At 68.7% G+C, this 14787-nt stretch carries 13 protein-coding genes; 2 read left to right on the forward strand and 11 right to left on the reverse strand.

What is annotated here, in order from left to right; all coding sequences use genetic code 11:
• Positions 1–2: 2 nt before the first annotated feature.
• Both G6N23_RS06080 and G6N23_RS06085 read left to right on the forward strand, forming a co-directional pair.
• The gene (locus tag G6N23_RS06080; RefSeq protein WP_085261990.1) at positions 3–698 is read left to right on the forward strand and encodes a PIG-L deacetylase family protein; all 696 of its coding nucleotides are present in this window, start codon (positions 3–5) and stop codon (positions 696–698) included.
• A complete protein-coding gene (locus tag G6N23_RS06085) occupies positions 695–1693 on the forward strand; it encodes a Gfo/Idh/MocA family protein (protein ID WP_085261991.1) in 999 nt (332 codons plus the stop codon). The genes G6N23_RS06080 and G6N23_RS06085 overlap by 4 nt, the downstream gene beginning before the upstream one ends.
• Positions 1694–1701: 8 nt before the next feature.
• Here G6N23_RS06085 and G6N23_RS06090 read toward each other — a convergent pair whose 3' ends face one another.
• From G6N23_RS06090 to nuoE, 11 genes are read right to left on the reverse strand one after another with little or no spacing between them, the layout of a single operon-like run.
• Positions 1702–2190, reverse strand: a complete 489-nt coding sequence (locus tag G6N23_RS06090) for a flavin reductase family protein (protein ID WP_085261992.1) — start codon at positions 2188–2190, stop codon at positions 1702–1704.
• A gap of 27 nt (positions 2191–2217) precedes the next feature.
• Complete coding sequence (gene nuoN, locus G6N23_RS06095; protein ID WP_085261993.1) at positions 2218–3834, reverse strand: NADH-quinone oxidoreductase subunit NuoN; 1617 nt, start codon at positions 3832–3834, stop codon at positions 2218–2220.
• 2 nt (positions 3835–3836) lie between these two features.
• Positions 3837–5408 (reverse strand): NADH-quinone oxidoreductase subunit M, encoded by a 1572-nt coding sequence (locus tag G6N23_RS06100; RefSeq protein ID WP_085261994.1) that lies wholly within the window; start codon positions 5406–5408, stop codon positions 3837–3839.
• Complete coding sequence (nuoL, locus tag G6N23_RS06105; RefSeq protein ID WP_085261995.1) at positions 5405–7351, reverse strand: NADH-quinone oxidoreductase subunit L; 1947 nt, start codon at positions 7349–7351, stop codon at positions 5405–5407. Before nuoL ends, G6N23_RS06100 begins: the two co-directional genes overlap by 4 nt.
• 15 nt (positions 7352–7366) lie before the next feature.
• The gene (gene nuoK, locus G6N23_RS06110) at positions 7367–7666 is read right to left on the reverse strand and encodes an NADH-quinone oxidoreductase subunit NuoK (protein WP_019738313.1); all 300 of its coding nucleotides are present in this window, start codon (positions 7664–7666) and stop codon (positions 7367–7369) included.
• Positions 7663–8472, reverse strand: coding sequence for an NADH-quinone oxidoreductase subunit J (locus G6N23_RS06115; protein WP_085261996.1), 810 nt, complete (start codon positions 8470–8472; stop codon positions 7663–7665). Before G6N23_RS06115 ends, nuoK begins: the two co-directional genes overlap by 4 nt.
• Positions 8472–9041, reverse strand: coding sequence for an NADH-quinone oxidoreductase subunit NuoI (gene nuoI / locus G6N23_RS06120; protein WP_085261997.1), 570 nt, complete (start codon positions 9039–9041; stop codon positions 8472–8474). Before nuoI ends, G6N23_RS06115 begins: the two co-directional genes overlap by 1 nt.
• On the reverse strand, positions 9034–10260 hold the full coding sequence (nuoH, locus tag G6N23_RS06125; RefSeq protein WP_085261998.1) for an NADH-quinone oxidoreductase subunit NuoH: 1227 nt from the start codon (positions 10258–10260) through the stop codon (positions 9034–9036). The genes nuoI and nuoH overlap by 8 nt, the downstream gene beginning before the upstream one ends.
• The gene (locus tag G6N23_RS06130; RefSeq protein WP_085261999.1) at positions 10257–12680 is read right to left on the reverse strand and encodes an NADH-quinone oxidoreductase subunit G; all 2424 of its coding nucleotides are present in this window, start codon (positions 12678–12680) and stop codon (positions 10257–10259) included. Before G6N23_RS06130 ends, nuoH begins: the two co-directional genes overlap by 4 nt.
• The gene (nuoF, locus tag G6N23_RS06135; protein WP_085262000.1) at positions 12677–14014 is read right to left on the reverse strand and encodes an NADH-quinone oxidoreductase subunit NuoF; all 1338 of its coding nucleotides are present in this window, start codon (positions 14012–14014) and stop codon (positions 12677–12679) included. The genes G6N23_RS06130 and nuoF overlap by 4 nt, the downstream gene beginning before the upstream one ends.
• Positions 14011–14784 (reverse strand): NADH-quinone oxidoreductase subunit NuoE, encoded by a 774-nt coding sequence (gene nuoE / locus G6N23_RS06140; protein WP_085262254.1) that lies wholly within the window; start codon positions 14782–14784, stop codon positions 14011–14013. Before nuoE ends, nuoF begins: the two co-directional genes overlap by 4 nt.
• Between the last annotated feature and the right edge of the window lie 3 nt (positions 14785–14787).

Consider the following 14787-nt stretch of genomic DNA (forward strand, 5'->3'; position numbering starts at 1 on the left):
CGATGACCACACCGACCGAGCCGCAGCCCTTTCCGGCCGACTGGTCGTCGCTGCTGGTGCTGGTGCCGCACCCCGACGACCCGGAGTATGGGATGGCGGCCGCGGTGGCCAAGTGGACCGCCGCGGGCAAGACCGTCCGCTACGCCCTGGCCTGTCGCGGCGAGGCGGGCATCGAGGGAATGGCCCCGCAGCAGGCCGGGCCACTGCGCGAGGGCGAGCAACGGCGGGCGGCGGCCATCGTGGGTGTCCACCCGGTCGATGGGGTCGACTTCTGGGACTTCCCGGACAGCAACATCCGTAACACGCCGGCGTTGCGGGACAAGATCGCCGCGGTGATCGCCGAGGTCCGTCCCGACGTGGTGGTGGCGATCTACGGTGGCGCGCAGTTCGGGCCGGACGCGCCCAACCAGCGCGACCACATCGAGTTCGCCGCCGCGGTCACCGACGCCTGGGACGCGATGGAGAATCCGCCGCGCCGGCTGTTCCAGAACGGGCCGGCGCCCACCCACGTCGAGACCGTCGACGGCTACCTCGACACCGCGGTGGAATCGCTGGCCGCGCACGAGGTCTACCTGTCGGTGCTCGATCCGGCGACGCCGGTGCGCGAGCAGGCGCGCGCGGTGATCGACATGACCTGCGCGGAGCTGTCGGGTCGGCGGGTGGCCGGCTTCATCCTGGAAAGGACCACGGACCGATGACCCATTCCAGCCCCGGACTGCGCATCGGTGTGCTCGGTGCGGCGCGGATCACCCCGGTGTCGCTGCTCAAACCCGCCGCCGAAAACCCCGAGGTGGTGGTCAGCGCGGTGGCGGCACGCGACGGCCGCCGCGCCCGTGCGTTCGCCGCCAAGCACGGCATCGGCCGGGTGCACGACGGCTACGACGAGCTGATCGCCGACCCGGACATCGATGCCGTGTACAACCCGCTGCCCAACAACCTGCACGGACGTTGGACGCGCGCAGCGCTGGCCGCCGGCAAGCACGTGCTCTGCGAAAAGCCGTTCACCGCCAACGCCGATGAAGCCCGCGAGATCGCCGAGGTGGCCGCAGACACCGACCGGGTGGTGATGGAGGCCTTCCACTACCGGTATCACCCGATGACATTGCGTATCGAGGAGATCATCGCCTCGGGGGAGCTGGGCACGCTGCGCCGGGTGGACACCGCCCTGAGCTTCCCGTTACCCCGGTTCTCCGATATCCGCTACGACTTCTCGCTGGCCGGCGGCGCGTTGATGGACGCCGGCTGCTATGCGGTGCACATGGCCCGCACGTTCGGCGGGGAGACGCCGGAAGTCATTGCCGCGCAGGCGAAACTGCGTGATCCGGTCATCGACCGGGCCATGACCGCGCAGCTGCGGTTCCCGGCCGGACACACCGGGTCGATCCGCTGCTCGTTGTGGTCGTCGAACCTGCTGCAGGTCAGTGCCCGGGTGGTCGGCGATCGTGGGGAACTGCGGGCGCTCAACCCGCTGATGCCCCAGTACCTGCACCGGCTCCGGGTTCACTCGCAGCGGGGCAAGCGCGTCGAGCGCTTCAGCCACCGCGCCTCCTACGCCTACCAACTCGACGCGTTCGCCGACGCCGTGCTGCGCGGCGCACCGGTACGGACCACGCCGAAGGACGCGATCGAGAACATGGCGGTCATCGACGCGATCTACCAGGCCGCCGGCCTGCCGGTGCGCCGACCGAGCTGAGCGCCGCGTCAGGCGCCGTGGCCGGGCTCGATGTCGCCGACGTCGGAGAACGCCAGCAGCTTCTCGACCGGTCGAGACGCATGCCCGGCGATGGGTTCCAACAGGTAGCCCAGGTGGTCGCCGAGCTCGATACGGTTCAGCGTCTTGCCGACGAACCACGCCGGAGCGTCGTCGAGGATCGGCATACCGGCCGGCCCGGTGTGCCAGGAGCAGTGCTGGAATTTGTCGGTGTCGTCGCCGGTCTGGCCGCCGAACAGCCGGGCGAGCCCGAGGCTGCGGCGCGCCAGCACATGGACGGCCAGGTGCTGCGACCGGGCTGCCACCCCGAAGGTGTGATTGCGCTTGGATATCCCGACCAGAAACCTCTGCGGCTCCAGGCTGGTCTGGGTGGCGAAGCCGACCAGGCAGCCCGAGGCGTTGCCGTCGGCCGCGGTCGTCACCACGAACATGGTGTAGCCCAGCCTGGCGGCCAGGCGTTCGAATGATTCGTCGTCCATCAGTCCATGATGACCGGCGCCCGGCGTCTACCGGGCAAATTGCGTTGCGGCATCCACCAGATCCAGCAGCGGCTGTGGGAACACCCCCAGCGCGATGGTGACCGCGGCACATAGCGCGATCGCCGCCTTGCTCCACACGCTGGGTAGCACCAGGCGCGGCGCGTCGTCGGGGGAGTCGGTGAAGAACATCAGCACGATCACCCGGACGTAGAAGTAGGCGGCGACGCCGCTGGTGATCACGCCGATCACCACCAGCGGGACGGCGCCGCCCTCGGCGGCGGCCTTGAACACGGCGAACTTGGCGACGAAGCCGCTGGTCAGCGGGATGCCCGCGAACGCCAGCAGGAACATCGAAAACAGCAGGCCCACAACGGGATAGCGCTGCCCCAGACCGGCCCACCGGGCCATGTCGAGCTCTTCCTCGCCGCCCGGGCCACGGATCAGGTTCACCACCGCGAACGCGCCCACGGTGGAGAAGCTGTAGGCGACCAGGTAGAACAGCGTCGAGGAGACGCCCGCTGGGTTCGCGGCCAGTACGCCGGTCAGCACGAAGCCCACATGGGCGACCGAGGAGTAGGCCAGCATTCGCTTGATGTCGGTCTGGGTGATCGCGGCGATGGTGGCGGCCACCATGGTCAGCACCGAGATCAGCCACAGCAGCGGGCGCCACTGTGCTTCCAGCGCCGGCAGCGCGACGTAGATGATCCGCAGCATCGCCCCGAATGCGGCGACCTTGGTGGCGGCCGCCATGAAACCGGTGATCGGGGTCGGTGCGCCGACGTAGACGTCGGGAACCCAGGAGTGGAACGGTACGGCGCCCACCTTGAAGAACAGCCCCACCAGCAGCAGCCCCGCGCCGATCAGCGCCAGGGGGTCGCCGCTGTGGGTGAACAGCTGCTCGCCGATGTCCGGCAGTGCCAGCGTGGCCGTCGCGCCATAGATCAGGGCCGCCCCGAACAGGAACAGCGCTGAGGAGAACGCGCCCAGCAGAAAGTATTTCAGCGCCGCTTCCTGAGACAGCAGGCGGCGATAGCGGGCCAGCCCGCACAGCAGATACAGCGGCAGGGAGAGCACTTCCAGCGCCACGAACATGGTGACCAGGTCATTGGCGGCAGGGAACACCATCATGCCGCCGATCGCCAGCACGGTCAGCGGGAACACCTCGGTCTGGGTCACCCCGCTGCGGGCGGCGTCGAGTTCGGTGACGCTGCCCGGGACCGCGGATGCCTGCGGGGTGAACGAATCCAGGCCCGCGCGCCCGCCGGCGCCGACGGACACCGCGGACCCCGTCGGCGCGCTCGCTGCCCCCGGGCCCTCGGTGGCGCCGACGTTGCGTTCGGCGATGAAGACGACGGCCATGATCCCGACCAGCAGCACAGTGCCCTGCAGCACCAGCACCGGCCGGTCGACCGCCACTGCGCCGAGCACCGCGAGGTGCCCGGCGGCCGGCAGGTCGCGGCCCACCGCGACGACGGCGGCGAACGCGGCGGCCAGCCCGCCGATGGCCAGCAGGACCTGCATCAGGTAGCGCGCCCGCCGTGCGACGAACGCCTCGAAGAGCACGCCGGTGACCGCGGTGCCGAAGACGATCAGCAGCGGCAGCAGTAGGTCGTATTCGACGTGGGGTGTTGGCATGCCCGACATGGTCAGTGCGCCCCCTCAGCGGTCAGCGGTGCCGGGTCGGTTTGACCGATGGTGGTCAAGGTGTGCTCGACGCCCGGATTGATGATGTCCAGCACCGGTTTCGGGTAGAAGCCCAAGAACAGCAGCAGCGCGATCAACGGTGCGACGACGACGAGCTCGCGCGGAACCAGATCGCGGATGCGTTCGTTGCCCGCGGTGACCGGGCCGGTCATCACCCGCTGGTAGAGCCACAGCATGTAGATCGACGACAGCACCAGTGCGGTCGAGCCGACCGTCGCTGCCAGCCAGTACCGGTTGAAAGTGCCCACCAATACCAGGAATTCGCTGATGAACGGTGCGAGCCCGGGCAGTGACAGGGTGGCCATCGCCGCGACCATGAAGGTGCCGGCCATGACCGGCGCCACCTTCTGCACGCCGCCGTAGTCGGCGATCGAGCGGGTGCCGCCGCGCCGGGAGATCAGGAAACCGGCGATCAGGAACAGCGCCGCGGTGGACAGCCCGTGGTTGAGCATGTACAGCGTCGAACCGCTCTGGCCCTGGCTGGTCATCACGAAGATCCCCAGGATGATGAAACCGAAGTGCGAGATCGACGTGTAGGCGATCAGCCGCATCATGTCGCGCTGGCCGATCGCCACCATCGCGCCGTAGACCACCCCGATCACCGCCAGCACGATGATCGCCGGGCGGAAATACGTTGAGGCGTCCGGGAACAGCTGCAGGCAGTAGCGCAGCATGCCGAAGGTTCCCACCTTGTCCATGACGGCCATCATCAGCACCGCGGTGGCGGGGGTGGATTCCACGGCGGCGTCGGGCAACCAGCGGTGCAGTGGCCACAGCGGAGCCTTGACCGCGAACGCGAACATGAAACCGGCGAACAGCAGCTTGAGTACGCCCGGATCGACCGTGGTGGTGGCCGAGGAGAACAGCGACACCAGTTCGCGGAAGTCGAAGGTGCCGCCCGAGGAGCTCTCAGCGCCCTCCCGGGCGCTCACCACATACACCCCGATCACCGCGGCCAGCATGATCAGGCCGCCGAACAGGTTGTACAGCAGGAACTTCAGCGCCGCTTGGGAACGCTTGGCGCCGTTGCCGAAGCCGCCGATCATGAAGTACATCGGGATCAGCATCGCCTCGAAGAACACGTAGAACAGCAGCACATCCAGCGAGACCAGCGAGATCAGCACCATCGCCTCGACGGTCAGGGTCAGCGCGGCGAAGGCGTGCGGACCGCGGCTTCGCGCACCGCCGTCGTTCCAGCCGGCCAACATCAGCAGCGGCACCAGCCCGGCGGTCAGCAATGCCAGCACCACCGCGATACCGTCCACGCCGAGCGTGTAGCTCGCCCCGAACGCCGGTATCCAGGAATGGGATTCGACGAACTGGTAGGGGGCGGCGACAGGTGTCGTGTCGAAACCGGCGGTGACCACGATCGCCACCGCCAGCGTCGCCAGGCTCACCAGCAGGCCGGTCCACTTCGCCAGCCGCGCGGCCCCGGCCGGGAGCATGATCACCAGGCCGGCGCCGACCAGCGGCGCCAGCCACAGCAGGCTCAGCCAGGGCAGGTTCGTGTTCACAGTTGCACCGCCAGGACTACCGCGACGACCAGCACCGTGCCGGCCAGCATGGTCAGCGCATAGGAGCGCACGAAGCCGGTCTGCAGGCGCCGCACCAGGATCGATGCGACCGCGACCAGCCCGGCCCCGGCGTTGACCGAACCGTCCACCGCCCGGTCATCGACGTCGACCAGGGCTTGCGCCAGTCGGTTACCCGGACGCATGAACACCTCCTCGTTGAAGGCATCGCCGTAGAGATACTCGCGGGCCGCCACCGTCAGGGGCGACACGTCGGTAGGTGCGATGACCGGTATCGGTCTGCGGCCGTACATGCGGTAGGCGAGTGCAACGCCGAGCAGGACGATGCCCAGCGTGACGGCGCCGGTGAGCCAGGCCGGGATGGCATGTGCCGTCGCATGGCCCCCTGAATGCTCCAGGGCCACCGGGGTCACCACCGGTTCGAGCCAGTGCTCCAGCCGCCCGCCGATGGTCAGCGCGGCCCCGGAGATCACCGCACCGACCGCCAGCACGATCATCGGCCAGGTCATCACCCGCGGGGACTCGTGCGGATGCTGCAGTGCCCGCTCGGCGCTGACCTCGCTCTCGTCGGCGGCCCAGCGGCGCTCGCCGGCGAACGTCATCAGCATCACCCGGGTCATGTAGAAGGCGGTGATCCCCGCGCCGAGGATGGTGACCGCGCCCAGGATCCAGCCTCGCGTTCCGCCGGTGGCCAGCGCGGCTTCGATGATGGCGTCCTTGGACCAGTACCCGGCGAACGGCGGCACCCCGATGATCGCCAGGTAACACAGCCCGAACGTCACGAACGTCACCGGCATGAAGGCGCGCAGCGCACCGTAGCGGCGCATGTCCTGCTCGTCGTTCATGCCGTGCATCACCGAACCGGAGCCCAGGAACAGTCCGGCCTTGAAGAAGCCGTGGGTGAGCAGGTGCAGGATCGCGACGGCGTAGCCCGCCGGGCCGAGCCCGGCGGCCAGCACCATGTAGCCGATCTGGCTGACGGTGGAGGCGGCCAGCGCCCGCTTGATGTCGTCCTTGGCGCAGCCGATGATCGCACCGAAGAGCAGCGTGACCGCACCGACCACCACGACCGCCAGTCGCGCGTCGGCCGACAGGTCATACACCGGGCCGGAGCGCACGATCAGGTACACCCCGGCGGTCACCATGGTGGCGGCGTGGATCAACGCCGACACCGGGGTGGGGCCCTCCATCGCGTCGAACAACCAGGCCTGCAGCGGCACCTGGGCGGACTTGGCGCACGCCCCCAGCAGCAGCAGTAGGCCGATCGCGGTGGTGAGCCCACTGGGTCCGGCTTCGCCGACCGCACTGAACAAGCCGTCGAAGGACAGCGTGCCGAAGCCGGCGAACATGGCGAACATGGCCAGTGACAGCCCGATGTCGCCGACCCGGTTGGACACGAAGGCCTTCTTGCCGGCAGCCGCCGCCACCGGTCGGGCGTACCAGAACCCGATCAGCAGGTACGACGCCAGGCCGACACCTTCCCAACCCACGTAGAGGGCCAGGTAGTTGTCGGCGACGACCAGCAGCAGCATCGCCGCGACGAACAGGTTGAGGTAGGCGAAGAAACGTCGGCGATCGGGGTCGGTGGCCATATAACCGATCGAGTAGATGTGGATCAACGCGCCCACGCCACTGATCAGCAGCACGAAGCAGATCGACAGCGGGTCGATGAGCACCCCGAAGTCGACGTGCAGGGCGCCGACCGGCACCCAGCTGAACAGGTGAGTGTGCATCGCCCGGTCCTCGCCCGGCCTGCCCAGCATCTCGGCCAGCAGCGCCAGTCCGATCCCGAACGAGGCGAGCACGGTGGCGCAGCCCAGCAGGTGCCCCCACCGGTCGGTCCGCCGCCCGCCGAGCAACAGGATCAGCGCGCCGGCCGCCGGCAGGGCCACCAGCAGCCAGCTCAGCTGGCTCAGATTCGTCATAGAGCTCCCCAACTCCTAGCCGCGCAGTAGGTTCGCGTCGTCGACCGAGACGGATCGCCGGGCCCGGAAGATCGTCATGATGATGGCCAGGCCGATCACCACCTCGCAGGCGGCGACGACCATCGTGAAGAACGCCACCATCTGGCCGTCGAGCTGGGTGTGCAGCCGGGCGAAGGTGACGAAGGCCAGATTGGCGGCGTTGAGCATCAGCTCGACGCACATGAACATCACCAAGGCGTTACGCCGCAACATCACTCCGGTGGCGCCCAGGGTGAACAGCATCGCCGACAGGTACAGGTAGTTCTCCGGATTCACTGGTCTGACTCCTCCCCGTTCGCGGCCGCGTGCGCCGCGTTGCCGGTGGCGCCGACCCAGCGGTGCTGCAACGTGTCCGACACCGACAGCTCCGAGTAGGACCCGTCGGGCAGCCGGGCGGCGATGTCGACGGCGTTGTGCCGGGCATAGACACCCGGCGTCGGCAGCGGCGTCGCGCGGTGGCCGGCCTGGAAGCGCCGGATGGACAGCTCCCGCTGCGTCATCCGCGGCCGCAGTCGTTCCCGATGTGTCAGCACCATGGCGGCGACCACCGCGGTGATCAGCAATGCACTGGTGAGCTCGAAGGCCCAGAGGTAGCGGGTGAAGATCAGGGCCGCCAGGCCCTCGACGTTGCTCTGGCCCAACTCGGCCGCGCCGCCGGTTGCCGTGGCCGGAGTGCCGACCCGGTGCAGGTGCACGGTGGCGCCGCCGATCCCCGCGATCAGCAGTATCCCGAAGCCGATGCCGGCGAGCGTCGAAGCGACTCGCTGGCCGCGCAGGGTCTCCACCAGTGACTCGGCGGAGTCGACCCCGATCAGCATCATCACGAAGAGGAACAGCATCATCACCGCGCCGGTGTAGACGACGATCTGCACCACCCCGAGGAACATCGCGTCCTGGACGAAATAGAACACCGCCAGAACGAGCATCGTCATCGCCAGGAACAGTGCCGAATACACGGCCTTGGCGGCGGTGACGACCCCGACCGCACCGACCAGTGCGCACGCGCCCAGAACCCAGAACGTCACCGCCTCCCCGGTGGAGGTGCGGACGACGATGTCGGCGGCGAGCAGAACGGTGTCCATCAGGCCTTACCCTGTTTCTTGCGATCCAGCATGACGAACAGGTCGGGGTTCTCATCGAGCCCGTCGGGGCTGACCCTGCCCAGGTAGTAGTCCTTGTCGGTGGCGCCGGGCGGCATCGGGTGCGGCGGTTCGGTCATGCCGGGCTCCAGCGGTGCCAGCAGCTGGTGGCGTTCCAAGATCAGATCGGCGCGGTTGTCGGCGGCCATCTCGTAGTCGTTGGTCATGGTCAGGGCGCGGGTGGGGCAGGCCTCGATGCAGAGGCCGCAGCCGATACAGCGCAGGTAGTTGATCTGGTAGACGCGGCCGTAGCGTTCGCCGGGGGAGAAGCGTTCCTCGTCGGTGTTGTCGGCGGCCTCGACATAGATGGCGTCGGCGGGACAGGCCCACGCGCACAGTTCGCAGCCGATGCACTTCTCCAGCCCGTCCGGGTGCCGGTTGAGCTGATGGCGGCCGTGGTAGCGCGGCGCCGTCGGCTTCTTCCGCTCGGGGTAGCCGTCGTTGATCGGCCGTTTGAACATCGTCTTCCAGGTGACGCCGAACCCGGCCAGAGCGTCTCTGAGCTTAGCCATTGACATCCTCCTTGACCCGCGGTGAATCGCCCTGCGGCAGCGGTGGTGTCGGGAATGAACCTTGCGATGCGACGACGGGCGGTGGCGCGGGTGCGGCGCGCCGGGTGTTCACCGCGCTGAAGCGGCGATGCAACGCCGCCAGCACCACCAGCGTGGTGAGCGTGCTGAGGGCTATCAGCACGACCTGCCAGTGCTGGTAGCCGTCGTTGCGCAGACTGCGCATCACCGCCGCGACCAGCACCCAGGCCAGCGCCAAAGGGATCAGGATCTTCCAGCCCAGTGCCATGAACTGGTCATAACGCAGCCGGGGCAGGGTGGCACGCAGCCAGATGTAGATGAAGATGAAACCCCACACCTTGGCGGTGAACCACAACAGCGGCCACCACCCCTGGTTGGCGCCGGCCCACATGTTGATCGGGAACGGCGCATGCCAACCGCCGAAGAACAATGTCACGGCCAACGCCGAAACCGTGGTGATGTTGATGTATTCGGCGAGGAAGAACAGCGCGAACTTCAATGACGAGTACTCGGTGTGGAAGCCGCCGACGAGTTCGCCTTCGGCTTCGGGCAAGTCGAACGGGGCCCGGTTGGTCTCACCGACCATCGCGGTCAGATAGACCATGAACGACGGCAGCAGCAGGAAGGTGAACCACACCCGGTCCTGGGCGGCCACGATGCCCGAGGTGGACATCGTCCCGGCGTAGAGGAACACCGAGGCGAAGGACAGTCCCATCGCGACCTCGTAGGAGATCACCTGGGCGGTGGAGCGGATGCCGCCCAGCAGCGGGTAGGCCGACCCGGACGACCAGCCGGCCAGGATGATCCCGTAGACGCCGATCGACGACATCGCCAGGACGAACAGCACCGCGATCGGCAGGTCGGCGAGCTGCAACGCGGTGCGGTGGCCGAAGATGCTGACTTCCGGCCCGAGCGGCATCACCGCGAACGCGGTGATCGCCGGCACCGTCGAGATGACCGGTGCCATCACGTAGATCGCCCGGTCGACGCCGACGGGGGTGATGTCCTCCTTGAGGGCCAGTTTGACGCCGTCGGCCAGACTCTGCAGCCAGCCCTTCGGCCCGACCCGGTTGGGCCCGGGTCGCATCTGCATGCGGCCCAGCACCTTTCGTTCGATGACGATCGCGAACAACACCGTCAACACCAGGAATACGAAGATGCCCAGCACCTTGGCCAGTATCAGCCACCAGGGATCGCTCATGGTCTGCGTCCAATCCGTACCACCGCACCCGGGCCGACGCCGAGGTTCCGGTGCACCGCTGAGTCAGAAGAATTCATCGGTAGCCACACCACCCGGTCCGGCATCTCGGTGATGACCAGTGGCAGCGTGATATCTCCGCGCTCGGTGCTGACCGTGACCGGATCGCCCGGCGCGGCACCGATCTCGGCGGCGGTCGCCGCCGACAGCCGCGCCACCGGTTTGCGGGCGGTGCCGGCCAGGTTCGGCTCACCGGCCTGCATCAGGCCGTTGTCCAGCAGCATGCGCCAGCCCGCCAGTACGGCCTCGCCGGAGTCCGGCTGCCCCGGACGGCCCGGCGCCACATCGGGGGCGGCCACCCGCTCGCCGTCCCAGGCGCCCAGCCGGGCCAGCTCCTCGCGCGCGGCCTCCACCGACGAAAGCCCCAACGCGACGTCCATCTCTTCGGCGAGCGCGTCGAGCACCCGCAGATCCGACAGGGTGCCGCGCTCACCGAGCGCGACACCGAACCGGCGGGGCCGGCCCTCCCAGTTGAGATAGGTGCCGGACTTCTCGACCGCCGCGGCGACCGGCAGCACCACGTCGGCGCGTTCGGTGACCTCGCTGTGCCGCAACTCGAAGCTGACCAGGAATCCGACCTCGTCCAGGGCGGTCAGCGCTGCAGCCGGGTCGGCCAGGTCGGCCGGTTCGACCCCGCCGACCAGCAGCGCGCCCAACGTCCCGTCGGCGGCGGCCGCCAGGATGGCGTCGGTGTCCCGTCCGGCCTGCGCCGGCAGCTCGTCGGGGCCGTCGAGGCCCCACGCCTGTGCGACCTCGGCGCGCGCGGACGCGTCGCCCAGCGGACGCCCGCCGGGCAGCAGGCCCGCCAAGGCGCCGGAATCCAGTGCGCCGCGCTCCCCGGCGCGACGCGGCACCCAGGCCAGCCGCGCGCCGGTCGCCTCGGCCAGCCGGACCGCCGCCGACAGCGCGCCCGGTGAGCCCGCCAACCGCTCACCGATCAGCACCACCGCGCCCGGCCGGCGCAGCAGCTCGGTGAGCTCGGCGTGACCGGAGCCCTCGTGGATACCATCCAGCGCCGCCGCCTCGCCACCGGGAACGGTCGGCACCAGGGTGCCGAACATCTTGGTCAGCGCACGGTCGGCGAACGGCGCGACGCTGAACACCTTGGTGCCCTTCTTGCGGGCCGCTTTGCGCAGCCGCAGGAAGATGATCGGCGATTCCTCCTCGGGCTCGAAGCCGGCCAGTAGCACCGCCGGGGCGGCTTCCAGGTCGGCGTAGGTGACCCCGAAATCCCCTGACACGCCGCGCCCGGCCACCCGCGCGGCCAGGAACGCGGCTTCCTCGGCGGACTGGGTGCGAGCCCGGAAGTCGATGTCGTCGCCGCGCAGCACCACCCGGGTGAACTTGGCGTAGCCGTAGGCGTCTTCGGCGGTCACCCGACCGCCGACCAGCACGCCGGTGCGTCCGCGGGCCGCGGCGAGGCCGCGCGCCGCGACCGCCAGTGCGTGCGGCCACGACGTGGGGACCAGGTTTCCACCGTCGTCACGCACCAGCGGAGTGCTGATCCGGTCGGGCTGGGTGGCGTAGGTGAACGCCCAGCGCCCCTTGTCGCAGTTCCACTCTTCGTTGACCTGCCCGTCTTCGCCGGCCATCCGGCGCATCACCTTGCCGCGGCGGTGGTCGGTGCGCTGCGCGCAGCCGGCCGCGCAGTGCTCGCAGACGCTGGGCGTGGACACCAGGTCGAACGGGCGGGCCCGGAATCGGTAGGACGCGCCGGTGAGCGCCCCGACCGGGCAGATCTGCACGGTGTTGCCGGAGAAGTAGGAGTCGAACGGCGTCTCGGTGTAGATGCCGACCTGTTGCAGGGCGCCGCGATCCATCATCTCGATGAACTTGTCCCCGGCGATCTCGTCGGAGAACCGGGTGCAGCGCGCACACAGGATGCAGCGGTCCCGGTCCAGCAGTACCTGCGAGGAGATGTTGATCGGCTTGGGGTAGGTCCGCTTGGTCTCTTCGAAGCGGGTCTCGGTGCGGCCGTGGGTCATTGCCTGGTTTTGCAGCGGGCATTCACCGCCCTTGTCGCAGGTCGGGCAGTCCAGCGGGTGGTTGATCAGCAGCAGTTCCATCACCAGGTGCTGGGCCCGGTCGGCTTCGGCGGAGGTGTGCTGGGTGCGCACCACCATGCCGTCGGCGGCGGCGACCGCGCAGGACGGCTGCGGCTTGCGCTGCCCCTCCACCTCGACCATGCACTGTCGGCACCAGGCGACCGGGTCCAGCAGCGGGTGGTCGCAGAACCGCGGGATCTCGATGCCCAGCTGCTCGGCGGCCCGAATGATCAAGGTGCCCTTGGGAACCGTGATCTGTTGGTCGTCGATGGTGAACGTCACCGACTCCTGGCCATCCGGCTGAGAAGTTTGAGTCACGCCACACCGCCTGCTGATCCGCCTGCCACGAACATGCTCGCTTTCGGGTCGAACGGGCAGCCCCCGTCAAGATGGGCGATGTATTCGTCACGGAAGTACTCGATCGACGACTTCACCGGCATCGCGGCACCGTCGCCCAAGGCGCAGAACGATTTCCCGAACAGGACGTCGGCGATGTCGAGCAATGTGTCGAGGTCTTCGGGGGTGCCGCGACCGGTCTCCAGTCGTTCATAGATCGGGACCAGCCAGTAGGTGCCCTCGCGGCACGGCGTGCACTTCCCGCAGGACTCATGCTTGTAGAACTCCGACCAGCGCCGGGCCGCACGCACCACGCACGTGGTCTCGTCGAAGATCTGTAATGCCTTGGTGCCCAGCATCGATCCCGCCGAGGCCATACCCTCGTAGTCCAGCGGGATATCGAGGTGTTCTTCGGTCAGCAGCGGGGTCGACGATCCGCCCGGTGTCCAGAACTTCAGCCGGTGCCCGTCGCGTATCCCGCCGGCGTAACCGAGCAGTTCACGCAGCGTGATGCCCAGCGGGGCCTCGTACTGGCCCGGCCGGTTCACATGCCCGGACAGCGAATACAAGGTGAAGCCACGGGACTTCTCGGTACCCATCGATCGGAACCACTCCGCCCCGTTGCGCAGGATCGATGGCACCGAGGCGATGGATTCGACGTTGTTGACCACGGTGGGCGAGGCGTACAGCCCGGCCACCGCTGGGAACGGCGGCCGCAGCCGCGGCTGGCCCCGGTAGCCCTCCAGCGAATCGATCAGCGCCGTCTCCTCGCCGCAGATATACGCACCCGCACCGGCGTGCACGGTGATGTCCAGGTCGAAGCCGCTGCCGTCGATGTCGGTGCCCAGCAACCCGGCCGCGTAGGCCTCGGCGACCGCGGCCTGCAACCGGCGCACCACCGGCAGCACCTCGCCGCGCACGTAGATGAAGGCCTGGTGGGCCCGGATCGCGTAGCAGCAGACGATCATGCCCTCGATCAGCACGTGCGGCGTCGCCAGCAGCAGCGGAATGTCCTTACAGGTGCCGGGTTCGGACTCATCGGCGTTGACCAGCAGGTAATGAGGCTTCGCTGCGGCGCCTTGATCGCCTTGCGGGACGAACGACCACTTGGTCCCGGTGGAGAACCCGGCGCCGCCCCGCCCGCGCAGCCCGGAGTCCTTGACCAGTTCGATGACCTCGTCGGGCGTCATCGCCAGCGCTTTGCGCATGCCCACGTAGCCGTCATGGCGGCGGTAGGTCGCAAGCGTCCACGACTCGGGATCATCCCAGTAGCTGCTGAGCACCGGCGTCAGCGGTGTGCCCCCCGGAACCGTCATTTCCCGCCCCCGTCAGTGCTCGGCTCCGGGGCGGTCATCCCGTGTTCACGGGCGATCTGCAGGCCCGCCAGCGTCGCCGCGCCGGCACCGCCCTGGCCGTCGTCGGAGCGCTCGTCGGGGAAACCGGCGAGAACCCGCTCGGTCTCGGAGAAGCTGCACAGCGGCATTCCCCGGGTGGGCCGCACCTGCTGGCCGTCGCGCAGTCTGTCGACGAGGTCGCGCGCCGATTCGGGGGTCTGGTTGTCGAAGAACTCCCAGTTGACCATCACCACCGGCGCGTAGTCGCATGCCGCGTTGCATTCGATGTGCTGCAGGGTGACCGCACCGTCCGCGGTGGTCTGGTCGTTCTCCACACCCAGGTGCTGCTTGAGGTCGTCGTAGATGGCGTCGCCGCCCATCACCGCGCACAGCGTGTTGGTGCAGACGCCGACCAAGTACTTGCCCGTCGGGTCACGCCGGTACATCGAGTAGAACGACGCGACCCCGGCGACGTCGGCGAGGGTCATGCCGAGCACTTCGGAGACGAACGCCAGACCGGCGGGGGTGATGTAGGAGTCCTGCGCCTGCACCAGATGCAGCAGCGGCAGGATCGCCGAACGCGGCTGCGGGTAGCGGGCGATGATCTCCTTGGCGTCGGCCTCCAGCCCGGCCCGTACCTCGTCGGAGTAGGCGCGCGGCGCATCGGGGTGGTTGAACTGGTTGGGCTCCTCCGGCGGCCGGCCCAGTTGCAGGAAGACCCGCTTGCCGTCGGTGCCGCCGGTGGCCGGCATCAG

Source organism: Mycolicibacter terrae (assembly GCF_010727125.1).
Classification (GTDB): Bacteria; Actinomycetota; Actinomycetes; order Mycobacteriales; family Mycobacteriaceae; genus Mycobacterium; species Mycobacterium terrae.